The sequence below is a fragment of the Bacillus mesophilus genome, from assembly GCF_011008845.1.
GTDB classification, from domain to species: Bacteria; Bacillota; Bacilli; order Bacillales; family SA4; genus Bacillus_BS; species Bacillus_BS mesophilus.
Window position 1 is genome coordinate 821,934 of record NZ_JAAIWM010000002.1, and the last position, 25,340, is coordinate 847,273.

28 protein-coding genes, 1 riboswitch and 1 other annotated feature are annotated in these 25,340 nt (G+C 38.3%); of the genes, 10 read left to right on the forward strand and 18 right to left on the reverse strand.

Features of this window, described 5'->3' with window-relative positions; translation table 11 throughout:
• Positions 1-65: 65 nt before the first annotated feature.
• From leuS to G4D63_RS09605, 6 genes are all read right to left on the reverse strand, one after another.
• Entirely contained in the window at positions 66-2,480 is a 2,415-nt protein-coding gene (leuS, locus tag G4D63_RS09580) for a leucine--tRNA ligase (protein WP_163179391.1), read from the reverse strand.
• 253 nt (positions 2,481-2,733) lie between these two features.
• Positions 2,734-2,962 (reverse strand) — a binding site (T-box leader).
• A 73-nt stretch (positions 2,963-3,035) separates the two neighbouring features.
• Positions 3,036-4,223, reverse strand: coding sequence for an MDR family MFS transporter (locus tag G4D63_RS09585; RefSeq protein WP_163179392.1), 1,188 nt, complete (start codon positions 4,221-4,223; stop codon positions 3,036-3,038).
• A gap of 226 nt (positions 4,224-4,449) precedes the next feature.
• The gene (locus G4D63_RS09590; RefSeq protein WP_163179393.1) at positions 4,450-5,010 is read right to left on the reverse strand and encodes a hypothetical protein; all 561 of its coding nucleotides are present in this window, start codon (positions 5,008-5,010) and stop codon (positions 4,450-4,452) included.
• Between the two features lie 8 nt (positions 5,011-5,018).
• Entirely contained in the window at positions 5,019-5,420 is a 402-nt protein-coding gene (locus tag G4D63_RS09595) for a nuclease-related domain-containing protein (RefSeq protein ID WP_163179394.1), read from the reverse strand.
• A gap of 238 nt (positions 5,421-5,658) precedes the next feature.
• Positions 5,659-5,814 (reverse strand): glycogen biosynthesis protein GlgD, encoded by a 156-nt coding sequence (locus G4D63_RS09600; RefSeq protein WP_163179395.1) that lies wholly within the window; start codon positions 5,812-5,814, stop codon positions 5,659-5,661.
• Between the two features lie 18 nt (positions 5,815-5,832).
• On the reverse strand, positions 5,833-6,099 hold the full coding sequence (locus G4D63_RS09605; protein WP_163179396.1) for a YtzC family protein: 267 nt from the start codon (positions 6,097-6,099) through the stop codon (positions 5,833-5,835).
• A gap of 187 nt (positions 6,100-6,286) precedes the next feature.
• On the opposite strand from G4D63_RS09605, the gene mnmL reads away from it, so the two are divergent.
• Positions 6,287-7,249, forward strand: a complete 963-nt coding sequence (gene mnmL / locus G4D63_RS09610) for a tRNA modification radical SAM protein MnmL/YtqA (protein ID WP_163179397.1) — start codon at positions 6,287-6,289, stop codon at positions 7,247-7,249.
• Positions 7,246-7,818 (forward strand): tRNA 5-(aminomethyl)-2-thiouridylate-methyltransferase MnmM, encoded by a 573-nt coding sequence (gene mnmM, locus G4D63_RS09615; protein ID WP_163179398.1) that lies wholly within the window; start codon positions 7,246-7,248, stop codon positions 7,816-7,818. Before mnmL ends, mnmM begins: the two co-directional genes overlap by 4 nt.
• A gap of 127 nt (positions 7,819-7,945) precedes the next feature.
• On the opposite strand, the gene G4D63_RS09620 is transcribed toward mnmM, so the two are convergent.
• The gene (locus tag G4D63_RS09620) at positions 7,946-9,052 is read right to left on the reverse strand and encodes a tetraprenyl-beta-curcumene synthase family protein (RefSeq protein WP_163179399.1); all 1,107 of its coding nucleotides are present in this window, start codon (positions 9,050-9,052) and stop codon (positions 7,946-7,948) included.
• 28 nt (positions 9,053-9,080) lie between these two features.
• A complete protein-coding gene (locus G4D63_RS09625) occupies positions 9,081-9,881 on the reverse strand; it encodes an alpha/beta hydrolase (protein ID WP_163179400.1) in 801 nt (266 codons plus the stop codon).
• Positions 9,882-9,961: 80 nt separating this feature from the next.
• Between G4D63_RS09625 and G4D63_RS09630 the strand changes: the two genes are divergently transcribed.
• A complete protein-coding gene (locus tag G4D63_RS09630) occupies positions 9,962-10,474 on the forward strand; it encodes a gamma carbonic anhydrase (RefSeq protein WP_163179401.1) in 513 nt (170 codons plus the stop codon).
• A 150-nt stretch (positions 10,475-10,624) separates the two neighbouring features.
• Here G4D63_RS09630 and metK read toward each other — a convergent pair whose 3' ends face one another.
• Together metK and G4D63_RS09640 are read right to left on the reverse strand one after the other, a co-directional pair.
• Positions 10,625-11,824 (reverse strand): methionine adenosyltransferase, encoded by a 1,200-nt coding sequence (metK, locus tag G4D63_RS09635; protein WP_163179402.1) that lies wholly within the window; start codon positions 11,822-11,824, stop codon positions 10,625-10,627.
• Between the two features lie 268 nt (positions 11,825-12,092).
• A riboswitch (SAM riboswitch) is annotated at positions 12,093-12,202 on the reverse strand.
• Between the two features lie 95 nt (positions 12,203-12,297).
• A complete protein-coding gene (locus G4D63_RS09640) occupies positions 12,298-12,618 on the reverse strand; it encodes a hypothetical protein (RefSeq protein WP_204559033.1) in 321 nt (106 codons plus the stop codon).
• A gap of 253 nt (positions 12,619-12,871) precedes the next feature.
• Between G4D63_RS09640 and pckA the strand changes: the two genes are divergently transcribed.
• Complete coding sequence (gene pckA / locus G4D63_RS09645) at positions 12,872-14,461, forward strand: phosphoenolpyruvate carboxykinase (ATP) (RefSeq protein ID WP_163179403.1); 1,590 nt, start codon at positions 12,872-12,874, stop codon at positions 14,459-14,461.
• Between the two features lie 35 nt (positions 14,462-14,496).
• On the opposite strand, the gene G4D63_RS09650 is transcribed toward pckA, so the two are convergent.
• Together G4D63_RS09650 and G4D63_RS09655 are read right to left on the reverse strand one after the other, a co-directional pair.
• Positions 14,497-14,739, reverse strand: a complete 243-nt coding sequence (locus G4D63_RS09650; RefSeq protein ID WP_163179404.1) for a DUF2584 domain-containing protein — start codon at positions 14,737-14,739, stop codon at positions 14,497-14,499.
• A gap of 15 nt (positions 14,740-14,754) precedes the next feature.
• Positions 14,755-15,534 carry an alpha/beta hydrolase family protein gene (locus tag G4D63_RS09655; protein WP_163179405.1) on the reverse strand — a complete coding sequence of 260 codons (780 nt, stop codon included), beginning with the start codon at positions 15,532-15,534 and terminating at the stop codon, positions 14,755-14,757.
• Positions 15,535-15,641: 107 nt separating this feature from the next.
• Between G4D63_RS09655 and G4D63_RS09660 the strand changes: the two genes are divergently transcribed.
• The 3 genes from G4D63_RS09660 to G4D63_RS09670 are packed head-to-tail and all read left to right on the forward strand — an operon-like array spanning position 15,642 to position 18,217.
• Complete coding sequence (locus G4D63_RS09660) at positions 15,642-16,640, forward strand: ABC transporter substrate-binding protein (protein WP_163179406.1); 999 nt, start codon at positions 15,642-15,644, stop codon at positions 16,638-16,640.
• Positions 16,641-16,653: 13 nt separating this feature from the next.
• Complete coding sequence (locus tag G4D63_RS09665; RefSeq protein WP_163179407.1) at positions 16,654-17,421, forward strand: ABC transporter ATP-binding protein; 768 nt, start codon at positions 16,654-16,656, stop codon at positions 17,419-17,421.
• Complete coding sequence (locus G4D63_RS09670) at positions 17,411-18,217, forward strand: ABC transporter permease (protein WP_163179408.1); 807 nt, start codon at positions 17,411-17,413, stop codon at positions 18,215-18,217. The genes G4D63_RS09665 and G4D63_RS09670 overlap by 11 nt, the downstream gene beginning before the upstream one ends.
• Positions 18,218-18,309: 92 nt before the next feature.
• On the opposite strand, the gene ytkD is transcribed toward G4D63_RS09670, so the two are convergent.
• The 3 genes from ytkD to G4D63_RS09685 form a co-directional block, all read right to left on the reverse strand.
• Positions 18,310-18,792: an RNA deprotection pyrophosphohydrolase gene (ytkD, locus tag G4D63_RS09675; RefSeq protein WP_163179409.1), complete on the reverse strand. Its 483-nt coding sequence runs from the start codon at positions 18,790-18,792 to the stop codon at positions 18,310-18,312.
• 130 nt (positions 18,793-18,922) lie between these two features.
• Complete coding sequence (locus tag G4D63_RS09680; RefSeq protein WP_163179410.1) at positions 18,923-19,234, reverse strand: hydrolase; 312 nt, start codon at positions 19,232-19,234, stop codon at positions 18,923-18,925.
• A 171-nt stretch (positions 19,235-19,405) separates the two neighbouring features.
• Positions 19,406-19,807 carry a phage holin family protein gene (locus G4D63_RS09685; RefSeq protein ID WP_163179411.1) on the reverse strand — a complete coding sequence of 134 codons (402 nt, stop codon included), beginning with the start codon at positions 19,805-19,807 and terminating at the stop codon, positions 19,406-19,408.
• A 184-nt stretch (positions 19,808-19,991) separates the two neighbouring features.
• Between G4D63_RS09685 and G4D63_RS09690 the strand changes: the two genes are divergently transcribed.
• Entirely contained in the window at positions 19,992-20,258 is a 267-nt protein-coding gene (locus G4D63_RS09690) for a DUF6154 family protein (protein ID WP_338083662.1), read from the forward strand.
• 608 nt (positions 20,259-20,866) lie between these two features.
• Here the strand turns inward: G4D63_RS09690 and ltaE are convergent.
• Both ltaE and G4D63_RS09700 read right to left on the reverse strand, forming a co-directional pair.
• On the reverse strand, positions 20,867-21,892 hold the full coding sequence (gene ltaE / locus G4D63_RS09695) for a low-specificity L-threonine aldolase (protein WP_163179413.1): 1,026 nt from the start codon (positions 21,890-21,892) through the stop codon (positions 20,867-20,869).
• A gap of 175 nt (positions 21,893-22,067) precedes the next feature.
• Positions 22,068-22,508 carry a Dps family protein gene (locus G4D63_RS09700; protein WP_163179414.1) on the reverse strand — a complete coding sequence of 147 codons (441 nt, stop codon included), beginning with the start codon at positions 22,506-22,508 and terminating at the stop codon, positions 22,068-22,070.
• A 138-nt stretch (positions 22,509-22,646) separates the two neighbouring features.
• Between G4D63_RS09700 and ytzI the strand changes: the two genes are divergently transcribed.
• Positions 22,647-22,835, forward strand: a complete 189-nt coding sequence (gene ytzI / locus G4D63_RS09705; protein WP_163179415.1) for a YtzI protein — start codon at positions 22,647-22,649, stop codon at positions 22,833-22,835.
• Positions 22,832-24,301: an amidase gene (locus G4D63_RS09710; protein WP_163179416.1), complete on the forward strand. Its 1,470-nt coding sequence runs from the start codon at positions 22,832-22,834 to the stop codon at positions 24,299-24,301. Before ytzI ends, G4D63_RS09710 begins: the two co-directional genes overlap by 4 nt.
• A gap of 86 nt (positions 24,302-24,387) precedes the next feature.
• Here G4D63_RS09710 and G4D63_RS09715 read toward each other — a convergent pair whose 3' ends face one another.
• A complete protein-coding gene (locus G4D63_RS09715) occupies positions 24,388-25,329 on the reverse strand; it encodes a TIGR03943 family putative permease subunit (protein WP_163179417.1) in 942 nt (313 codons plus the stop codon).
• Positions 25,330-25,340 lie beyond the last annotated feature (11 nt).

Sequence of the window (25,340 nt, forward strand, 5' to 3'; positions counted from 1 at the left end):
TTGTTCCAACATCATTCACCCTTTCTATACTTAATAAAAGAGGCAGTGTAACCCGCCTCCCTAGATTAATTTGCAACAATGTTAACTAGCTTACCTGGTACAACAATAACCTTACGAACAGTCTTACCCTCAATCTGTTCTTTCACACTATCATCAGACATTGCAATACTTTCAAGCTCTTCCTTAGAAGCATTTGTAGGAACTAGTAACTTAGCACGAAGTTTACCGTTTACCTGTATTACAATTTCAACTTCATTTTCAACAAGCTTTGATTCATCAAACGTTGGCCAATTTGCATAAGTGATGGTTTCAGAATAACCAAGCTTTTCCCAAAGCTCTTCAGCAACGTGCGGTGCAATAGGAGATAATAGCTTTACGAAGCCTTCCATATATTCCTTAGGAAGCTCAGTTGCCTTATAGGCTTCATTTACGAACACCATCATTTGTGAAATAGCTGTGTTGAATCGAAGACCTTCATAGTCTTCTGTTACTTTTTTGACTGTTTGATGGTAAGCCTTTTCTAGTCCAGTTGAGCTACTTGCTGTGATCTTAGGATTTAACTGGCCATTTTCCTCTACAAACAATCTCCAAACACGATCTAAGAAGCGACGAGATCCATCAAGTCCGTTTGTTGACCATGCAATTGATGCTTCAAGTGGTCCCATGAACATTTCGTAAAGACGAAGTGTGTCAGCACCGTGACTCTTGATGATATCATCAGGATTTACTACATTTCCTTTAGATTTACTCATTTTTTCATTATTTTCACCAAGAATCATCCCTTGGTTAAATAGCTTTTGGAAAGGTTCCTTCGTTGGAACAACCCCAATATCATATAAGAATTTATGCCAGAAACGAGCGTAAAGCAAGTGAAGCACCGCATGTTCAGCTCCACCAATATAGATATCAACTGGAAGCCATTCTTTAAGCTTTTCAGGATCTGCTAATTGCTCACTATTATGTGGATCAATATAGCGTAGGAAATACCAGCAACTTCCACCCCATTGTGGCATTGTATTCGTTTCACGGCGACCTTTTTTGCCAGTTTCCGGATCCACAACATTTACCCAGTCCTCGATCGCAGCAAGTGGAGATTCACCTGTACCTGACGGACGAATTTCCTTCGTCTTAGGAAGTACTAATGGAAGCTCACTTTCTGGAACAGCAGTCGTTGTTCCATCTTCCCAGTGGATGATTGGAATCGGCTCACCCCAGTAACGCTGACGGCTAAATAGCCAGTCGCGAAGACGATAGGAAACCTTTTTCTCACCCTTGTTGTTTTCCTCAAGCCATTTAATTGCTGCCGTAATACCATCTTCTTTATTTAGACCATTCAAGAAATCAGAGTTAACATGTTCTCCGTCACCTGTGTAGGCTTCTTTAGAAACATTTCCACCAGCTACAACCTCTACGATTGGTAACTCGAACTTTTGTGCAAACTCAAAGTCTCTCTCGTCATGTGCTGGCACTGCCATGATTGCACCTGTACCATAGCTCATTAAAACATAATCAGCAATCCAAATTGGCATTTTTTCACCGTTAATTGGATTTACTGCATAAGCCCCAGTAAAGACACCTGTTTTTTCCTTAGAAAGCTCGGTACGCTCTAAGTCACTCTTACTCTTCACTTTGTCTACATAAGCTTCAACAGCTTGCTTTTCCTCTGCTGTTGTAATCTTATCAACAAATGGATGTTCAGGTGAAAGCACAGCATAAGTAGCACCGAAAAGTGTATCCGGACGCGTTGTAAATACTGAGAACCCTTCCTCAAAACCTTCAATATCAAAATGAACAGTAGCTCCCTCTGAACGACCAATCCAGTTACGCTGCATATCCTTTAAGCTTTCTGGCCAATCCAACTCTTCTAGATCTTCAAGAAGACGATCTGCGTATTCAGTAATCCTTAGGATCCACTGTCTCATTGGGCGACGTTCTACCGGATGACCGCCACGCTCACTTTTTCCATCAATTACTTCTTCGTTCGCCAACACAGTTCCTAAGGCAGGACACCAGTTAACAGGTACCTCATCCACATAAGCAAGCCCTTTTTCAAAAAGCTTTAAGAAAATCCACTGCGTCCATTTGTAGTAAGTAGGATCAGTTGTATTTACTTCACGATCCCAGTCGTACGAGAATCCTAGTTCTTTGATTTGTCTGCGGAAGGTATTAATATTTTGCTCTGTGAATTCTGCAGGATCATTACCAGTATCTAGCGCATATTGCTCAGCTGGTAACCCAAATGCATCCCAGCCCATTGGATGCAACACATTATGTCCTTGCATTCTCTTCATACGGGAAACAATATCTGTCGCCGTATAGCCCTCAGGATGCCCAACATGTAGACCCGCTCCTGATGGGTATGGAAACATATCTAAAGCATAAAATTTGGGATTTCCTTTTTCTTCTTTCGTTTTAAACGTCTTGTTACTTTCCCAGTAGCTTTGCCACTTTTTCTCGATATCCTGATGATTAAAAGCCATAACAGTTCCTCCTTGTTTCTTCACCTTAGGATTTATAATTTCCATGTTTTTCATACAGATGCGAAGGTAGAAAAGCTTAAGTGCCCCGTTTAGCCCCGACAAGCAAATGTTCCTTGGACAAAGAAAAGGGTGGTTTTCCTTTTATTTGTCCAAGGAACATTTGACCTCGAGGGGCTGGGCGCTGAAGCTAGACATAAGTACAATTTAAAAAACTATACTTCATGACCTATATATAAAAAAATCCCGCCCCTAAAATAGGGACGAGATTGTTTATATACCCGCGGTACCACCCAAATTAATGCACGTGAATGCATCCACTTGAATCCTTAACGCGGAATTACGTCAATAATTAGTGAGCTCAACTCGAGCTGTTCACCATTGAAACTTAAAGGTGAGTTCATGATAGTCATGGATTGACTTGCACCGACCGTCAACTCTCTTGACCGACTTCTATCATTACTAATCCTTCGCACTGTTTATTTCTTGTAAGGTTTTGTAATGTATTTTAAAGAAAAAACTTCCAAACATCAAGTCTTTCTTAAAAGTATTTATAAATTAGGCAGTAAGCTCCTGATTAACCTGTTCCTTTTTGATTGCGCGATCATAGAACAGAGTTGTAAAAATTGACATAAACAATAGAGCAATTAATAGGACAAATAAAGCATTGATGTTATAAACATCAACCATGAAACCACCCAATACAGGACCGAGCATTCTTCCACCTGTAGCTGTACTGTTTACAACACCCTGATAGAACCCTTCACGCCCTTTTGGTGCAAGCTGATTGGCAACGGTCGGTATTGCTGGCCATACAAACATTTCACCAATAGTAAGAATAATCATCGCAACAAGGAAACCAGTAAATACGGTAGTATTTGCGACAACAAAAAACGAAATCATGTAAATAATAATTCCAATTATAATTTGCGCTTTTAACGTCTTCGCAACAAAACGAATGACGGTTGAAATCACCGGCTGTGCTAAAACGATCAAAGCACCATTTACTGTCCATAATAAACTGTATTGATTTAAAGAAATATTTAAAGACTGAGTATAGGATGCTATATTCGTTTGCCACTGAACGTGAGCAACCCAGCACAATAAGAAACCAAAGCACAAGATAAGTAATGATGTAAATTTGGCTCTATTTTTTATCAGCTTCCCACCATCTAACATACTTCTCTGCTCTATTTTCTCTACTTGAATTTTATGATAGGTTAAAACGGCTAGTAAAAAGAAGACTCCGTACATAATGGCATTTGCGGTGAAGGTTAATTGGAACGAAACAGAGGCAACTAATCCACCTAACGCCGCTCCTACAGCAACACCCACATTTTGAGCCACATACATCGCATTAAAGGGCTTACGACCACCTTCAGGCCATACAGCACCTGCCATAGCATACATGGAAGGAAACACCATTCCTGATCCGAACCCCATTAAGATGAGAAAACCGACATACCAAGGCCAGCTATGATTCCAAACGAGCCCAATCCCTGCTGCCATCGTCGTGCTTACCCCAATTAAAATTGATCGATATCCGCCAAAGCGGTCAAATAAGTGACCACCAATTAAATTCCCAATCACACCTGCAGCCGAATTTAACATTAACACAATTCCAGCCATGGTTAACGATTTACCTAACACATCATGAATATAAATGGCATTTAACGGCCATAAAAAAGAAGACCCTACCACATTGATGACCATCCCTACTAATAAAAGCTTAAGCTGCTTTGGCATGGTATTCCCCCTAAAAACTTAATCACCAACGTTCATTGTATTCGTTTTTGTGGTGTGGGGCAATATATTGTTTTTCGAGGGTGTGGTAAGGGGATTATGTTGGGGGGGTGCACGGATTCTAGGTTTTATGCACGAAGAATGAGTATTTCTGCACCATTTGAGTTATTTATGCACCAAGAATCAAATTTTCTGCACGTCTTTATGATTTTATGCACATTTTCTTAAACTACAGCTTAGACCTATTCTCAAGATAGACTCTAGCCTTTCCATCACCCGTAAACACCAAGTCCATCGAGGATAACATCCTATAACTAATTGATCGTGATGTAATTTTTGTAAAAGTTCGGAATCGTTTACTTGTTATCGTGGAATCAAATAAAAGAAAGTAATCTGAAATGGAGGGAATGTGAGCATCCTTTGAAACGTTAGAACATTGAGGGCAAAACCATTTATTGTATTTCCTTAACATGGGAATGGAGAAGCAGTTGGGGCATTGGACACCTTCTATAAGACTGTCCTTTGAAATGTTAAACTGACTTAAAACATCTGGATTTCCTTCCTGATTGTTAGCTAACAGTAACTTTGTAAGTTTTTTCAATTCACGAGAGTTAACACTTTCATTTTGATAAAGGCGTTCTAGTGCTTCAAGCTTGTTAATAAAATTAGAGCTCGTTGTAACTTTTTCAAGGGCTTCTGAATAGCTCCCCGTTGATCTAATAATGGTTTGTGGATTACTGATTACAACCAAATAATCAATTGGGATCTCTGGTATTTTTTGTTCAATCAACCACTGCCTCACTTTTTTTGATGGTTTTTGGCCTGTATTAATGGGTTATGAAAGGCATCTTCCTTTCCATTGTAACTTCGAATTAATTGCTGAAATGATTTGTCGAATATTAATGTTCCTATTATATTCTTTATTTCGACAATTAATAAAAATCTTGTTGAAAGGATTAATGTATCCATTTGAAAATAATGATTTTGATCAAACAGTCTTAGGTCATGTATAATGGTGTACTTTTTCTTATCTAAATAATCGAAATGGTAGTTCATTGATTGTTCCCCACGAAAACCAGCATAACTTTTAGCAAGTTCCTCCTCTATGTCCCCTCTCTTCATATGACTTTTGGGCAAACGTCTTAAAAGTGCTTCTAACTTCTTAATTCTAATTGGATAATTACGTTTCTTTGCTATCAAATTTGCACCTCTTTCTTAAATTTGAGGTTTATATTCTATACAAAAAAGCAGTTTCCTGCAGATTAAAATGCTTCTGCACGGAAAAATTTATTTATGCCCCAAAATCAAACATTTGTGCACAGAAAACCATTTTTTATGCACCATTTTTTTAACTTTCTGCACAAATAGGTGATATTTATGCTCAACAACCCAAAACCACAAAAAGCCCCCTGCACTAAGCAAGGGGCAACAAAAACCATTAACTATTCTTAGAACGATCCGGCTGCGCGCGTTTAGCGTTCTTTTTCTTTACTTCTTTAACAGGATCAAAATCGGGTCCGATTTCCATATCCTGATTGTTAATGCCGTTTTTCGTTTTTTGCTCTGGATTATTTTGGTCAGAACGTTTTTTCATATGAAACCCTCCAGCTTTTTAATGATGTGGATAAATAATCATTTCATTTTGAATGCGCTGCAATTGAAGTCTCATACGCTCAATTTGCTCTTTTTGCTGTGGATTCCCACTATGTGCAACATGACCTAAATCAATAACAGCTGTCTCTAAAAGCTGTTGAGCCTTCGTGTATTCAGTCTGGTTATAATGCTCTTGTTTTTTGGCTAAAGAAAATTGGTCCTCTGCATAGCGTAAAGTATCTTCCGCCATTTGTAGATGCTCTTCTACGGATTGACGAGTTGCCATCAGTACCTACCTCCCTTATCTGTACATACAGTAGATGAAAAGCTTCATCACCCTTTAGTTTATACAACTGGTGTGGTTCTATCATAGGAGGTTTTTCCCACTACCCAATTCTGTTGGTTTCCTTGTAAAAGCATGCTAAAATTGATTGACTAAAAACGTGAGAAATTTAATAAAGGAGGGAACCACCATGAACGCTAATAATCCATTTCCATTTTCAGACGATCATAAACGTTATCATTCCTGGAATTATCATCTTCGCCATCATTTTGGACATAAGGTGTTTAAGGTCGCATTAGATGGTGGATTTGATTGCCCGAATCGTGATGGTACTGTTGCCCACGGTGGCTGCACATTCTGTAGCGCAGCAGGTTCAGGTGATTTTGCAGGTAACAGAGCTGAATCCATTGAAAAGCAATTTCATGATATAAAAGATAAGATGCATCACAAGTGGAAGAGTGGAAAATACCTAGGATACTTTCAAGCATTTACCAATACACATGCGCCAGTAAAAGAACTTCGTGAAAAATTTGAAGTGGTATTAAAACAAGAAGGTGTTGTAGGCCTTTCGATTGCGACTAGACCAGACTGCTTGCCTGACGATGTGGTGGAGTATCTTGCGGAATTAAATGAAAGAACATATCTTTGGGTCGAGCTTGGATTACAAACGGTACATGAACGTACCGCTCTACTCATAAATCGTGCACATGATTATCCAAGCTATGTTGAAGGTGTAAACAAGTTAAGAAAACATAATATAAGAGTATGCTCCCATATCATAAATGGGCTTCCCTTAGAATCAACAGAGATGATGATGGAAACTGCCTGTGAAGTTGCTAAGCTAGATGTTCAAGGAATTAAAATCCACCTACTGCATTTACTTAAAGGAACTCCTATGGTCAAACAATATGAAAAAGGGTTATTATCATTTTTATCCTTTGAAGAGTATATTCAGTTAGTATGTGATCAGCTAGAGATATTACCTCCTGAAATGATTATTCATCGAATTACAGGAGATGGGCCACCTGACATTATGCTTGGGCCAATGTGGAGCTTAAATAAATGGGCTGTATTAAATGCCATTGAAGATGAATTAAAAAATCGCAACAGTTATCAAGGTAAATTTTATCGTGAGGAATTGATTACGACATGAAGCTTGAACGAATTTTACCCTTTGCAAGGTCCCTATTAAAAAACGCTGTAGAACCAGGTGATTATGTGGTGGACGCAACCGTTGGGAACGGTCATGATACTGTGTTCCTCGCAGAGCTCGTTGGCGACACTGGACATGTATATGGTTTCGACATTCAAGAAGAGGCGATCAGGAGCACACGAGTTAAGCTTAAGGACAAGCAATTAAAGGAACGTGTCACCCTTTTTAAAAAGGGCCATGAACACGTTATGGAGTGTCTATCGTCAAAAGAGCTAAGTGGTGCCATCTTTAACCTTGGATATTTGCCAGGTGGGGACAAGAATATTGTGACGACTGCCGACACAACCATTTCTTCCATCAAACAGATATTATCTTTATTGAAGCCAGAAGGAATCATTGTTCTAGTCATTTATCACGGTCATCCCGAGGGAAAGGTAGAACGTGATCAGCTTTTACAATACGTATCATCGATTGATCAAAAAGAAGCTCATGTTTTACAGTATCAATTTCTTAATCAACAAAATCACCCACCATTTATTGTTGCAATTGAAAAAAGAAGCCCAAAGTAATGATGTTCAAGAACTGAGATTTAGAAAAACTAGCTGTCGATCTCTTCGTTAGCTAGCTTTCACATCTCATGCGTTGAACACTTACTACTAACTTCTCCTGTTGGGGACTAGTTAAAGGGGCTTCTTTTTACATATTTGCCTGTCGTTCTATTGATAACTTTTTTCGTCTGTCGGTAATTAGCTTCCACCTTCTATACACTCTTCCGTTGACATAAAAGAAGTAGCTAATAAAGCCTCCCTGCTTAATCAACTGCTTGGCCATTTTTCGGACATCCTTCTGAACGTGAACCTTTTCGTCTGATAAATATACACCCAGTAACCCTCTATTAATAAATCGATGAAAAGACTCGTGGGGAATTCCTTCAATATTACGATCTGCTTCTTGAAGAAAATGAGCTAGGCGCTTTAACATCGATGGCTTATCAGGGTAGTAAAAGCAGAAGTTCAAATCTCCACCTTCTAGGTCCTCTTCCTGATCAATCAAATAATCAAGCAAGATATGTAAGCCTTGTACATAAGGAAAATAGCCGCTTCTAATTTTTTGAACATCCTCTTGTGCAAGTTCCTTTTGAAACCCATATGCAACAAGACAAAATATCCCTAGCGTTGATCCTGTACATGCCGAAAACTCGTACCACTCCATGTCCGGTAATCTTGACTTATGCTCAGAAAACCAGTGTTCTAACCGTGGTACTCGTTCTTCCGTAACAACGTGTTTATGAACCTGCAAAGCACAATAATAATTAGCTAGTTCAACTAATACTGTTTTAATTAGAGAATAATGAGGCACCTCTGATAAAACTTGCTGACACGTAAGCACCAAATCTTTAAGATAGGAACCATCATCTTGATCCGTTCGATATCGATAATAATCATGTCTATGTTCGTGTCCTACTGTTAAAGCATTCGGCATCGACTCATGAAGTGCCTCAAAATCTAAAGGATCCAATGAAGTACTACGATCACATAAATTATCTAAATAGTCACTGATTGTCTGATAAGCAACAATAAATTTTATACAACGTTCAAGGTTCTGGATGGATAATAACGCTAGTATAGATCCACCCTCACAATGAAAGGCCTTTGATCCTATGCTAGCAAGTGCCTGTGTTCGTAACTCCTGATTCGGAATTTCCTCTGCTCTCCTACGCCAATAATCAAGCTCTCGGTGAACAATCGGGAAAACATCTCGATAAACCTTTGTCATTAAACCTAAAGGGTGGGAAGGGACCATCTAATACACTCCTTTGCCTTGTTGCTCCTTATTGTACATTGATTGACAACTGAGTTTCAACAAAACGCTTTGCATACTCAAATACTTGTTCCCTTTCAGGTTCATTAAAAATTTCATGATACAGCCCGTGCCATTCTTTATACGTTTTATCGGTAGCGCCTAATAAGTCAAACCATTCCTTCCCCTTATGCTTATCAACGATTTGGTCATCCCCGCCCTGCATCATCAAAATAGGAACATCTGGCAGCTTGCTAATATTGAAAAATGCCATTTCCGTTCCATGAATAAGCTCTCTGAACCACCTAACCGAAACCTTTGTCACATACAGTGAATCATTACTATCAAGTTCAATAACTTCCTTATTTCTTGTTGCCATAGAAGGTGTTAATCCCGTATTAATTCGAAAAGAAGGGACAACCTTATTCATTACTCTCGAAGCCATATCAAGGAATAGTGATGGTGTTGTCTGCTCACTAATTCCTAAACAAGGAGAGGAGAGAATCATACACTTTATTTGTAAGTGTTTTTCTTGCATTGTTCTAATAGCAGTCAGTCCGCCCATACTATGGCCGATTAGTATAATGGGTAGCTGATAGGATAAAGCTTCTTTATACCATTCTTCAACGGTTTCAATATACACATCAAATTTATCAATATGACCTCGGTCTCGTCTTGACGTTGTTCCCTGACCTGGTAAATCCCCCATAATGACGTGGTAGCCATCACCTCGCCACATTTCTATTAACCATTTATAGCGACCATGATGCTCTGCTGCACCATGAACAATGACAACTACTGCTTTGGCTTCTTCAGCTTCCCATTTCCACATAATTAATCTCCTCCTTATCCTTATCAGATTCTTATTTATTTTGTTAAAATATAAATATAAAAATAAAGGGGACATGAATAATGATATATCCTTATAAAAATCATACACCAAAAATTGCAGATACTGCATTTATTGCTGATTATGTCACGATTTCAGGTGATGTAGCAATAGGCGATTATACAAGTATCTGGTTTAATACCGTAATCAGAGGAGATGTATCACCGACAATTATTGGAAACCGAGTAAATATTCAAGATAATTGTGTGTTACACCAAAGCCCAAACCGAACTCTAGTTATTGAAGATGATGCTTCTATTGGACATCAAGTGATCCTACATAGCTCGATTATTAGAAAAGGTGCGTTAATTGGTATGGGTTCAATTATCCTAGACGGTGCAGAGATTGGTGAAGGTGCCTTTATCGGTGCAGGTAGTCTTGTTCCTCAAGGAAAAGTGATACCGCCACATAGCCTCGCATTTGGACGACCTGCCAAAGTGATTAGAGCTTTAAATGAAGAAGATCAAAAAGATATGGAACGCATTAGACGAGAGTATGTTGAAAAAGGTCAGTATTATAAATCTCTGCAACCTTAAACAGTTTCAATATTTTTGCATTCACTTAGCATTTCCTAAATTGTTGACCCTTACTATAAAAGTATATGCTATTCTGAACTTCTGCTATCACACAAGAAAACAAAAAGGAGAGCAACCCTGAACCAGGATTGTTCTCCTCTTTTGTATCATTTATTTAGATGCTTGCTCTTTTAAAGTAGCTGCTTTATCTGTACGCTCCCAAGGTAAATCCACATCTGAACGACCAAAGTGACCGTATGCAGCTGTTTGCTTGTAGATTGGACGGCGTAGGTCTAGCATTTTGATAATTCCTGCTGGACGTAAATCAAAGTTGCTTCGAATTAAGTCAACTAGTACTTCTTCAGACACAGTTCCCGTTCCGAATGTATCAACAGCAATAGAAACTGGTTGTGCCACACCAATTGCATAAGCAAGTTGTACTTCAGCTTTATCAGCTAGTCCTGCTGCAACGATATTTTTAGCCACATAACGTGCTGCATAAGCTGCAGAACGGTCTACCTTAGTTGGATCCTTACCAGAGAATGCTCCTCCACCGTGGCGAGCATATCCACCGTACGTATCAACAATAATCTTACGGCCTGTTAAACCAGCATCCCCTTGAGGACCTCCGATTACGAAACGGCCTGTTGGATTAATGAAATATTTTGTTTCCTCATCAATTAATTCCTTAGGAACGACAGGATCTATAACATGCTCTTTTAGATTACGTTTGATTTGCTCATTTGAAATTTCAGGGTGATGTTGAGTTGAGATAACGATTGTATCAATTCGAACTGGCTTATCGTTTTCATCATACTCTACTGTTACCTGTGTTTTACCATCTGGACGAAGGTAAGGTAAGATTTCTTCCTTACGAACTTCAGTTAGACGACGAGCAATTTTATGTGCTAAAGAAATTGGAAGTGGCATAAGTTCTTTTGTTTCGTTATTTGCATAACCAAACATTAATCCTTGGTCCCCTGCACCAATTGCATCAATTTCTTCATCTGTCATTTGACCTTCACGTGCTTCTAAAGCTTGGTCAACTCCCATTGCGATATCAGCTGATTGCTCATCAATTGAAGTTAAAACAGCACATGTCTCTGCATCGAAACCATATTTTGCACGAGTATATCCAATTTCACGGACAGTCTCACGAACAATCTTTGGAATATCTACATATGTAGAAGTAGTGATTTCACCTGCAACAAGAACTAAACCTGTTGTAACTGAAGTTTCGCAAGCTACACGAGCATTAGCATCCTTTGCTAAAATAGCATCAAGGATCGAATCAGAAATCTGATCACAAATTTTGTCTGGATGTCCTTCTGTCACAGACTCAGATGTAAATAAACGGCGTTTTTTTGACATCTAACGTTTTTCCTCCCTTTATACAATAAATAGGTGAAGATTCTCACCTCTTTGTTGATACGGTACTCATTCCCTTATTATTCTAATAAAAACATATTTTTATTAGGAAAACATGCTTTTTTCGACAAACTTATGACCAGGCCACAACAAGATCTATAGAAGAAAGAAGAAATTGCCTTATCGTTTCAGCAATTCAACCACATTCTAAAGCCAAAGAAAAACCTTTCCCTATTAGAGGAAAGGTTTTAACAAACATCATAGCCTTTCGCTCTTATCGTTCAAGGCCAATACGCCTTGCATCAGGTTAGCACCTTATCATTCTCATGATGGTTGCTGGGTTTCATAGGGCCTGTTCCCTCCGCCTGCTCGGGATAAGAGAGTATCCGTTCGGCTCATATCATATCGAAGAAGTCGAATGATGTCAACAAAGAATTACTACATATATAAAAACTTATCTTTATAATAGGAAATAATTAATATGGTGTATCATTCTGATCGTGTTTCTTCTTATTTAGTTCTTCGAGGGTTTGATACCTGATTAACTCATTCTCATTGTCTCTTGGCTTGACTTGACTGTAGACTCCACTAGCCGTTAAACCAATCAGCAATGCTGTTAATAGCCTTTCTGTCCATAACTGTGGCAAGCATACAATTACTAGTCCAGTCGCAATAGCCATAAGAGCACGGTATTTTTTATTAATTGAAAAGGCATTTCCAACCACCGTTACAAAGGCAGCTACCACTGCAGCAACTGTTGCGTAATCAAAACTACTTAATTGTGTAAAATCAAACATGATGCTCCCCTCCTATCTTACCCTATGGTAAAATATCAAAAAGGGTGTAGGTATTTGCCTAATTTATGGAATTTGAGGCCGATTTGTGAACTTTAGTCAAATTTCGCAGCACTATTCAAAACATTATTGCGTACAATACCGTAAAATAGTATAGACTATTGAGCTAAATATGTTATACTAATTCTCAGAAGCAATCATTTATTTACATTAAATGTTAGATTAATAGAAAAATCACAAAAGGCAGGTTATGAAGATGAACTCGATTGATCTCTCCATTAACTTAAAAGAATTGTTAGGCAGCCATCACGTGTATACAAACTTATCGGTATCACAGCTTGTTGAAAAGGTACTTTCACGAAATGAAGGTGAATTAACTTCAACCGGTGCAGTAAGAGCTACAACAGGAAAATACACTGGGCGTTCACCAAAGGATAAATTTATTGTAGAAGAGGCATCAGTTAAAGATAAAATTGCTTGGGGTTCTGTAAACCAGCCAATTTCTGTTGATGCGTTTGATCGGTTATATCAAAAAGTATTAAATTACCTACAAAATAAAAATGAGCTATTTGTTTTTAAAGGTTTTGCTGGAGCAGACGAGAAGTATCGTCTCCCCATTCAAGTAGTAAACGAGTACGCTTGGCATAATCTTTTTGCTCATCAGCTTTTTATTAGACCTGAAGATCATGAGCTTGAGTCTCATGACTCACAGTTCACTGTTATTTCTGCACCGAATTTCAAAGCTGACCCAGAAGTAGATGGTACCAAATCGGAAACATTTATTATCATCTCCTTTGAACGTAAGATTGTCTTAATTGGTGGAACAGAATATGCAGGTGAGATTAAAAAATCAATTTTTTCTGTCATGAATTATGTACTTCCTGAAATGGGCATTCTTCCTATGCACTGTTCGGCAAATGTTGGCATGGAAGGCGATGTTGCCTTATTCTTTGGACTGTCTGGAACAGGTAAAACAACGTTATCAGCAGATGCTAACCGTAAATTAATTGGTGACGACGAGCATGGCTGGTCAAATAGTGGTGTTTTCAATATTGAAGGTGGATGCTATGCAAAGTGTGCAGACCTAACAAGAGAAAAAGAACCCCAAATCTTTGATGCGATCCGTTTTGGTAGTGTATTAGAAAATGTAATTCTTGATGATCAATCAAGAGTAGCAAATTACGATGACACTTCTTTAACTGAAAACACACGTGCGGCATACCCAATTCAAGCAATAGATAATATCATTCAACCAAGTGTTGCTGGGCATCCAAATACTATTGTGTTCTTAACAGCTGACGCATTTGGGGTATTACCTCCAATCAGCAAGCTTACAAAAGAGCAAGCAATGTACCATTTCCTAAGTGGTTATACAAGTAAACTAGCTGGTACTGAAAGAGGAGTTACTTCACCTCAAGCAACATTCTCAACTTGCTTTGGTTCACCTTTCCTTCCACTACCTGCAACGGTTTATGCAGAAATGCTTGGAAAGAAAATTGATGAACATAACTCTCAGGTATTCCTTGTTAATACAGGATGGACTGGTGGAGAATATGGAGTCGGTAGTAGAATGAAGCTTAGCTATACAAGAGCCATGGTTCAAGCAGCTTTAGAAGGTGAGTTAAACAGCATTGAGACAATAAAGGATGAGACATTCGGATTAGATATTCCTTTACATGTTCCTGGTGTACCAGATGAAGTACTACGTCCTGAATTGACTTGGGAAAACAAAGAAGCATATAAACTTAAAGCTAATGAACTAGCTGAGAAATTTAAGAATAACTTTACAAAGTTTTCTAATGTGCCACAAGAAATTGAACAACTAGGTGGCCCTACTGTTAAATAGCACATAAAAACAGCAATCAATCGATTGCTGTTTTTTTAATTTGTTGAATTAAGAGATAGTAGCTCATACGTAATAGTTGTTATGTTGTTCTCTAGCTCTAGTCTTTTAATCTTTGCTGTTCCAGTTGGATCAGCATCCTTTGTCTTTCTCACTTCTAAAGGAATGTCTAATGGATACAAACGATAGCCTTCCTTTTTAAGGGTAAATAAGTTATCTTGTATTCTTACTTCTAATCCTTTTGTTACGATCATCGTATTTAATTCAAGTGGCATTCCCATTCACATTCACCTCCCCTATTGTTTCTTCATCCAACTCGTTAAATCCTGTACCACTTTGCGATTTATTTTCGGTGGAAAATAATGTGTAAACTCATCGAAGTACCAGGCTTCCACTGACTTTCCTAGCTCTTTCAACCTTCTTTCAAGGCGGTGAGAATGTTCAATGGTAACATTTAGATCCTTTTTACCATGTATGATGAGTACAGGAGCTTGTATTTTTTCTAACTCAAAAAGAGGTGTTCTCCTTTTATATTCTTCTGGTACCTTGTTTGGACTGCCTCCAATAACCCGCTTCATCATTCTTCTTAAATCCAATCGTTCATCATAGGTTAGGGCCATATCAGTGACTCCTCCCCAAGAAACAATTGATCTAATACTTGGATGAATAATAGCCGTAAACAGGGCCATCACACCACCTCTTGAAAATCCAAAAACATGAATTCGGTCCTTCTTCACTTTTGGGTGTTGAGTAAGTATAGTATGTGCAGCAAGGGCATCATGTCTGTCATCTCCAGCAAAATCCTCATTACCATCTCCACCTTGATTTCCTCTATAAAATGGAGCCATCACAACAAAACCCTCGGAGGCAAACTGGACAATTCGTCCAATTCTAACTTTGCCCACATTTTTAATACCACCTCTTAAATAAAGAAAACCATCATATAATCCGTCTTCTTTTGGACTTGCAAGTAGACCTTTGATTTTCAATCCCTGACACCAATACGTAATAATAAATAGTTCAATATTAGGATTGGGTGAGGGAAATCTCTGCTTTTCTATAATTGTCCCGTCCATGTATTTGGGCTCTCCTTTCTTTGTTTTATAGGCATTCACACAATTTTTAATCCCACATATTGTATTGTAAGTAATTAATTTTAGCTATTCATTAGTAGGAGGTCAAAATGATGCGGTACTTAAAAATATCTTTTATTGTGTTGCTGTCTGTTGTATTAATAGGTGCTATTAGTGGTTGTGGCCAAAGTGATGTTCAAAAGGTTCGAGTTGGAGAAGTAACTCACTCTATTTTCTATGCTCCCCAATATGTTGCCTTATCTGAGGGTTTTTTTGAAGAAGAAGGTCTAGAAGTTGAGCTACAAGGAACCTTCGGAGGAGACAAAACCATGACAGCTCTTCTTTCGGACGGTATTGATATTGCACTCGTAGGTTCTGAGACATCGATTTATGTTTATGCTCAAGGAGCAACTGATCCTGTTATTAATTTTGCCCAATTAACTCAAACAGACGGGACTTTTTTAGTCTCCCGTGACAAGATTGAAAACTTCTCTTGGGATCAATTAAAAGGTAGTACATTCTTAGGTCAACGAAAAGGCGGTATGCCTCAGATGGTTGGTGAGTATGTCCTCAAGCAAAATGGAATAGAACCTCATGAAGATCTGGAACTTATTCAAAATATTGAATTTGCTAATATTGCTAATGCCTTCGCATCAGGTACGGGTGACTTTGTACAGCTATTTGAACCAACCGCCAGCATTTTTGAGCAAGAGGGCAAGGGGCATATCATTGCTTCTTTTGGAACAGAATCAGGTCATGTACCTTACACTACTTTTATGACAAAACAAAGCTTTTTAGATGAAAATGAAGAAACCGTTAAAAAATTCACAAGGGCCATTTATAAGGCTCAACAATGGGTTGATTCTCACACAGCAAAAGAAATTGCAGAATCAATTGCTCCTCATTTTGAAGATACCGATGTGGAGTTAATTGAAACAGTTGTAGATCGTTATAAATCTCAAGGTTCATTCGCTACCAACCCAGTTCTCGATGAGGAAGAATGGTTGAACCTGCAAAACATTATGGATGAAGCTGGAGAGCTCCCTACTGAAGTAGATCATGGTGTACTTGTAAATACTGAAATCGCAGAAAGTATCATCTCAGAGTAAAGGAGATGAAAACATGAGTTTTTTAACCATTAAAGATATTCATCACACTTATTTTACAAAGGAAACGACCACAACAGCGTTAGAGAATATTTCACTTTCAATCGAGGAAGGCGAGTTCGTATCCTTCCTCGGCCCAAGCGGCTGTGGAAAAACTACTTTATTGTCTATTATTGCAGGTCTGCTCAAACCTACTGAAGGTGAGATTAATATAGATGGCCGAAGAGTCACAAAACCAAATGCCTCCATCGGCTATATGCTTCAGCAGGATTATCTTTTCCCGTGGAAAACAATACAGGAAAATATACTCCTCGGCCCGACTATTACGAACTCTTTAACAAGGGACACAAGAGATTATGGCATTCAATTATTAAAAGAAATGGATCTTGTTAATGTTGAAGATTCATACCCTCGGCAACTATCTGGTGGTATGAGACAACGTGTAGCATTAATACGAACATTGATGACAGATCCTAAAATTCTGCTACTTGATGAACCATTTTCAGCTCTTGATTATCAAACCAAACTTAAGCTTGAAAACCTTGTATCCACTACATTAAAGAACTTTAATAAAACGGCACTACTTGTTACCCACGATATTGGTGAAGCAATTGCCATGAGTGACCGTATCTTTCTATTAGCTGCTAATCCAGGTCGAATGGCAAAGACATTTCTTGTTCCACAAGAGTTAAGGGAGCTTAAACCATTTGATGCAAGGCAGCATACAACCTACTCAAAGCTATTTCAAGCCATTTGGAAGGAGCTGGAGTCCCTTGAAAATTGAAAAAAAGGTAGAAGTCCTTCATCAGCAGTATCTCTATAGCCTAAAAAAGGAGAAGCGACTGGTTCGTTTTTACCAGCTTCTAATCTTCATCATGTTCTTTGGGTTATGGGAAATTGCAAGCAAATTACATTGGATTGACCCATTACTATTTAGTAGTCCATCTAAAATTTTTGATCTATTTTTAACGAAAGTCGCTGATGGAACATTAATCACACATACTTCCATTACACTTTTCGAAACAGTACTAGGCTTCATTATTGGTACTGCTTTAGGAACACTAACTGCTGCTATTCTGTGGTGGTCACCGATTATCTCAAAAATTGTAGATCCATACCTAGTGATCTTAAACGCTCTACCTAAGGTAGCATTAGGGCCAATCTTAATCGTAGCATTAGGGCCTAGCTTTGCATCAATTATTGCCATGGGAGCGATCATCTCGGTTATTATTACCACCATCGTAATCTATACTTCTTTTAAAGAAGTGGATGAGAACTATATAAAGGTACTGAGAACTTTTGGTGCATCTCGAGCTCAATGCTTTAAGGATGCGATTCTTCCAGCCTCTTTTCCGACCATAATTTCAACGCTTAAAGTGAATGTTGGTTTGTCATGGGTAGGGGTAATTGTAGGTGAGTTTCTTGTTTCTTCAAAAGGACTTGGCTATATGATTATCTACGGCTTTCAGGTTTTCAATTTTACGTTGGTATTGTTAAGCTTATTATTAATTGCTTGTTTTGCAACAATTATGTACCAAGCAATCGAATGGATGGAAAAGAAACTAATTCGTCATCACTAATTGAAATGACAAGGGTGAGGCTCCATTCATGGAAGGTGAAATCTTTTTTGTTCACCTTCTTCGGTTGGCTATTCTATTTATAAGGCACCTGTTTACCAGGTGACTGACATTACATATTTTTTTATATAGTCAAGACTATGTAACAAAACATCATCCTTCATAATAAAACTAAACCGTACATCTTGTGCTACATCTGTTGGAAGGAAAGGAAGTAATACAGGCCCATTCGTTTCATAGTAGGTGCTCTGCTTTTGAAGAGAGCCAACCTCAGCAAAATAAATATTTTTAATAATAACTTTTTCTTTACCTGTTACCTTGTATTGTCCGATATATTGTAGCGAATCAACTTTGCCTCCCGTCTCCTCCATTACCTCTCGAATGGCAGCATCAGTTGGATCTTCACCTTTTTCCACCTTACCACCAGGAAACTCTAATCCTCTTCTAGAGTGTGAGGTAAGCAGCCATTGATCCATGTATCGACAAATAACCCACACATGTTTGGGGCGATTTGAAAATGGATGATCTTGAAAAGAAAGCAGTACTTCATTTTTGTAGTGATCAATAAAGGTAAACATATATCTATCCCCATCTTTTACATTTGTTACGATAATATCATAAGCGTGGCTATAAAGCACTCATTGTAAGCCAGTGCCTAACTAAATTTCATAATCTGAGAAAGACCTGGCAAACGCCAAGTCTTTAGGGTTAATCTTTTTTTAATAGTCCTTGCTCTGAAATCAGGTTCTTAGCTTCCTGATCTCCGAGCTCATATATTAACTGAAATACCTTTTGCATCGTCTCATCATATGCATCATTCGTTGGGTCATGATGGTATTCAATATACGGGACATGCGCACGCATAAATCCTTGCCAGTCTGTAGAGTAGATCTGATCAAAATATTCACGAAGCTCAATGATTTCTTCATCAGATGCTTCAATCTTATAATTCCAAGGTGAAGTGGTACTAATTTGTGAAATCTCTCCATTTGCTATGGATATATAGTATGTCTTTTTCAATATTTTCAGCTCCTTACACCTGCTAGCTTTTTCCCGTTTACTTGTCCATTACCTACTTAAGTGAGATAATAACGTTAACACGCTGAATGCTATGACTGTTTAGCCGATGAACAAAAACTTATGCATGAAAGCTCACATTATCATTTTGCCTCAACAAAAGCATAATATTCTTTACTTCTTTTTAGACTTTGATTTAACCAGTTCGATCACTTTGATTAGAAAAACTGGAATTGGTAATCCCACTCTTTTTGCATTTTCTAAAATAGAAATGATCTCATTCATAATATAAAATATAATGGTGGCATCTCTGACTAAATACTCAACTTCGGTAATCATATCAATCATGTGGGCAACGGAGACTAATACGAAAATTAGAAGCTTCTGTGCAATACCACGGAACCCGATTTTACTGCAAAGCTTCTTTTCGATTCCAGCTGCAATAATACCGGTTAAATAATCAACTATAACCATAAAAGTTAATATAGTTAGTAAGGAGCCCCAGCCTCCAAACATATAGGAGGTTAAAGAGCCAGCTAGCGATAGGATGGTGGCGATTGAAAAGTCCACTTTCATCGTATCTTCCTCCTTCAATCATAATATAGGCTTGGTCAACCCAATATGGGATGTGCTACAAAAATAATGCATAATTGCAGCATCACAGACAAGTCCATACCATATACTATTCGAAACAGGAAAATCCGGAAGGGTATTTATCCTACTAATTGTGCATTGTATAAAGATAAATATAAAAATAGAGGTGACAGAATTGAAACTAGTAGATGAATTATATGAAATGTATAAACACCATTTTACAGGGGATGAAGAAGATGTTGATATTATTGCATTTTCTGTATTAGAGCAATTAAATAGAAAAAACATGTTTAACCTCTTAAGTGAGCTTGAAGATCAGGAATTATACGACTTAGTCGGACTTTATTTAATAGAGGGCCTAAAAGGTAAGTTAGCAAAAGAGGGGCTACTACCCATGAAAGACGTAAGCCAAGAAAAACGGACGATTCATTAAAGAAAAGCTGAAGCACCCCGTTCAGACCCGACAAGCAAATGTTCCACCAAGAAAAAAAGGAGGCTTTTCCCTTTTATTCTTGGTGGGTTATTTGACCTCGAGGGTCTGGGTGCCGAAGCTAGACAATAGAAAAGCTGAAGCACCCCTATAGGGGATGTCAGGCTAAATGCGCAACGTCCTGTTGCGACGCCTGCCTGACCTGCATCCTGCAGGCCTCCGACAAGCAAATGTTCCACCAAGAAAAAAAGGGGGCTTTTCCCTTTTATTCTTGGTGGGTTATTTGACCTCGAGGGTCTGGGTGCCGAAGCTAGACAATATAAAAGCTGAAGCACCCTATAGGGATGTCAGGCTAAGAGCGCAACGTCCTGTTGCAACACCTGACTGACCTGCATCCTGCAGGCCTCCGACAAGCAAATGCCTTCGAGAAAAAAGTGGTGGGTTTCCACTTTATTCTCGAAGGGTTATTTGACCTCCAGGGTCTGGGTGCTGAAGCTAGACAATAGAAAAGCTGAAGCACCCTATAAAGGAGGCTATGTGCGTAACCTCCTTTATAGGTTCTACAATAAAAAGAAGCCCCACTCGTATACGGCGAGCGGGGCTTACTTTACTTAATGGCTAAATAACTTAGATAACTTTGTAATTACTTGGTCAATTTGTTCTGTCGTTATATCATAATGAGTTGTAAACCTAATCATAGTTGGACCGAAAGCAACAGCAAGAATTCCTTCATTTTTAATTTGTTCTAGAAATTCATTTGAAGATATATTTAATTTTTTAATATCTACTAACAGGATATTTGTGTCTACCTGGTTTACGATATCTAGAGTTGATATATTTCTAATACCCTCTTCTAAACGCTTAGCATTTCCATGATCTTCGCTTAATCGTTCTACCATTTCTGTAAGTGCAATATACCCTGGTGCAGCAATAACTCCTGCCTGCCGTAATCCTCCACCTAATCGTTTACGCCATTTTCTCGCTTTTCTAATAAACTCCTTGTCTCCTGCAATGATTGAGCCTACTGGAGAACCTAATCCCTTAGATAAACAAATTTGGACCGTTGTCGTATATTTGGTAAACTCTGAAACAGGTTGATTTAAGGCAACAGCTGCATTAAATAAACGGGCTCCATCTAAATGTATAGGAATATTATATTTTGAAGAAATAGAATGGATTTCTTTCATATTTTCGATTGACACCACTGCCCCACCAGCACGGTTATGGGTATTTTCTAAACAAATAAGTGTGGTTTCAGGTAGGTGAACATCATCACCACGAATAGCAGACTCCACTAGTAAAGGATCCATGGCACCGCGCGTTCCCCTAATGGTTCTTGGTTGAACTCCTGCAAATGCTGAAATGGCAGCTCCCTCATAGTAGAATAAGTGAGATTCTTCTTCCAATATAATTTCATTTCCAGGCTGACAATGAGTAAGAACAGCTATTTGGTTTCCCTGAGTTCCACTAGTTACAAATAGTGCAGACTCTTTCCCTAATACATCTGCTGCCTTTTCTTCTAGCTTATTTATTGTTGGATCCTCACCATAAACATCGTCCCCAAGCTCGGCCTCAAAACTAGCTTTCCTCATCTTTTCAGTCGGTTTCGTTACAGTATCACTTCGTAAATCAATCACCTTACTCAGCTCCTCTATACTTCATCAATTTAAGAACAATTATAACACGCTCCTATTATTTCAGGTTACGAAATATTTGGAACTTCAATTAAAAAAATTAATAATAAGTAGAGTAAGATAGAAGTAAAAGAGCATAAAAAAACACGCCAGAATTCAGCGTGTTTGGAATGATTTATTATTTTCCTAAGAAAGATGTTAGCATCCATACATGTTTTTCTAAGCTCTGATGAATAGCTAAAAGCATATCACCTGTTGTCTCATCTCCAACCTCATCAGCAAGGTTCATGCCCTCTTTAAGCTCACCGATCATTGTATTAAAATCATTAACAATTGATTGTACCATTTGACTAGCATCTTCATTTCCATTAGCTTCTTGTACGGATGATAGCTCTAATACTTCCTTCATCGTAGCAACTGGCTTACCATCAATGGCAAGAAGTCGTTCTGCTAATTCATCAATATGAACTGCCGCTTCTGTATAGAGCTCCTCAAACTTGTCATGTAAAGTGAAGAATTGTGGCCCTTTAACAAACCAATGAAAGTTGTGTAATTTAACGTATAATACATTCCAGTTTGCTACTTGTCCATTAACGATTTGTGTTAAATTGTTTGTCATAAAAAGCACTCCCTTATATCATTCTACTATCATAAATTCCCCATAAAAGTTAACTCTAAACATCTTTTTAGCTGGAGCTAGTTATCATACCATTCAGACTAATTGCATGCTAAAATATAACTATGAGGAGGTGCTTTGTTGTATACAGTTCTCATTATTTCAATTATTGTGGTTATTATTGTATTACTACTTAGTGTCCTGACTATTAATAAAGGTTACGCCTACAAGCAAACAGTGGATCAGCTCGAGGACAATCCATATATTAATGAACTAGATTCTAAGGACGTTGTTAAAGAAGACGACAGAGTGGAGGAAAAGCACAGATGAGAAACCCTAAACTTGAGAAGTTAAAAGAAGAGTGGTTGGTAGAGGTTACGATAGACCAAATTCAAGAAGCAATGGACAAGGGTGATCTAACGGCGAAAGAACTAGTTTTACTCTATCTAGATCGAATCGCTACATACAATAAAGCCGGAATTGGAGTTAACGCTGTTCTTGAAGTCAATCCAGATGCTTTACAAATTGCGGAAGCATTAGATCAAGAACGCAAAGTAAGTGGACCAAGAGGCGCATTACATGGAGTTCCTGTTTTACTAAAGGATAACATAGATACAGGCGATAAATTACATACTAGTGCAGGCTCTTTAGCCTTAAAGGATTCCTATGCATATGAAGATGCTTTCATTACTCAACAGCTTCGAGAAGCAGGAGCGATTATTTTAGGAAAAGCCAATATGACCGAATGGGCAAACTTTATGGCAGAGAATATGCCAACTGGTTACAGCTCTAGAGGTGGACAAGTATTAAATCCATATGGACCTGGAAAGTTTGAAGTAGGAGGCTCTAGTGCAGGCTCCGGTGCTGCTATCGCAGCAAACTTTGCTGCAGTTGCTATTGGTACAGAGACTTCTGGATCCATACTAAGTCCTGCTAGCCGTAACTCTTTAGTCGGAATAAAACCAACCATTGGTTTAGTTAGTCGTACAGGAATTATTCCAATTGCCCATACTCAGGATACAGCCGGACCAATGACTAGAACAGTAAAAGATGCAGCTATCCTATTAAATGTACTAGCAGTACCGGACGAATCTGATTCTGTTACTTTAAAAAATTCAGTTAACTATGACTATACTGAGTTTCTTGTCGAGGATGGTCTTAAGGGTAAACGAATTGGAGTGGCTACAGAAGTATTCCAATATCTATCAGAAGAAGAAAAAGCAAGAATGGAAGAAGCAGTTGCTGTATTAAAAGATTTAGGAGCAACAGTTATTGATTCTGTCACCATCCCTTCTAGTAAGGAAAAATGGGATTACAATGTTTTAGTATATGAATTTAAGACAGATTTAAATGCTTATTTACGTAATGTAGATCCAACCCTAGGCATTCGTTCTCTAGCAGATGTGATTCGTTTTAATGAGGAGAATGCAGAGCAAACGTTGAAATATGGTCAAAAGATTATGTTGGAAGCAGAGCAAACAAGTGGGACTCTTACAGAGCCTGAGTATTTAACAAGCTTGGAACAAGATCAATATCTATCAACTGAACAAGGAATAGATGCGGCTCTAGAAGAGCATGATCTAGATGCAATTGTGTTTCCAAACAACTTTGGAGCAGGGATTCCGGCTAAAGCAGGATACCCATCTGTAACCGTTCCAGCAGGCTATTCTTCTGATAATGGCCCAGTCGGTATTACTTTTACAGGAACAGCATTTAGTGAGCCAGCACTGATTCAGATGGCCTATGCTTTTGAGCAAAAGACAAAGCTCCGTGTTCCACCAAATCTAAACATATAATGCTTTCTTAGGTTGACGACTTTATTTGTTCGTCAGCCTTTTTACTTAAGAAGAGCCCTGCCAATCTACTGGCAGGGCTCTCTCTTTTAATATGTTTCATATATATAAGGTTGCTTTGGTTTTTCAATAAGCTCGATTTCCTCAATTTGTAAATAAGGTAGAACCCAATCATTGTACTCTGTTTTAGTAAGAGTTCCAGTTACTCTTACCCATTGGTCTTCCTTTAGATCCTTAACCATATCACCTGTCGATAGGGTTCCATATACAGAAGAATCTGCCACACAGCAGGAGAGACCGAACCTTGCAATAACCATTTGATTTTCGTTAAAGTCAGGCTCTCTGAATACAAATCCAATAACCTCCATCTTCTTTCCAACAAACTTATCTGGGTCCATATCAATAATATTCATCGTTTGGATGTAGGTTTCTTCCTGGACTACAATTTTATCCATTGCTAAAAGCTCTTTCTCTAACTCCTCATAAAAGCCCTCAGGCGGTGCTTGAATTTGAAAACCTTCCGGGTGCTCCAAAGGTAAATCCTCTGAAATCTCACTACCATCAATTCCATATATTTGTTCCAGTTCTGAGACATACTCTTCAGGATCATCTAAGTAATCTAACACCTTATCCTGATTATATTCTGAAGCCAATTGTGGATTATTTCCTGTAAATCCACGCTTAGCTGCCAAAGATGAACCTAATGTTGCTTCCGCGAACAAAAAACCCGTTACGACTGGAAAAATAAAGATAGAGTAAATGACAGTAGATTTTAAGACATTTGTAGATTGCCCATGATCTACACCACAATCACAGTAAAGGTCAGCTTGATCTTTGGATCCACTTCGCCATATCTGAATAATGCCAAGAAAAAGAAATGTAATCGTAGCAAAGTAAATAAATGGCATCATTTTAGGAGCAATAAAGTTAAATATATTTCCTGTTAAGATTAACTTAACTGATAGTAATGAAAAGCCAATTAGAATAATCCCTCTAATAAATAAGTGAAAACTATAGTCCCTTGTTTCCATTTCAATCACCT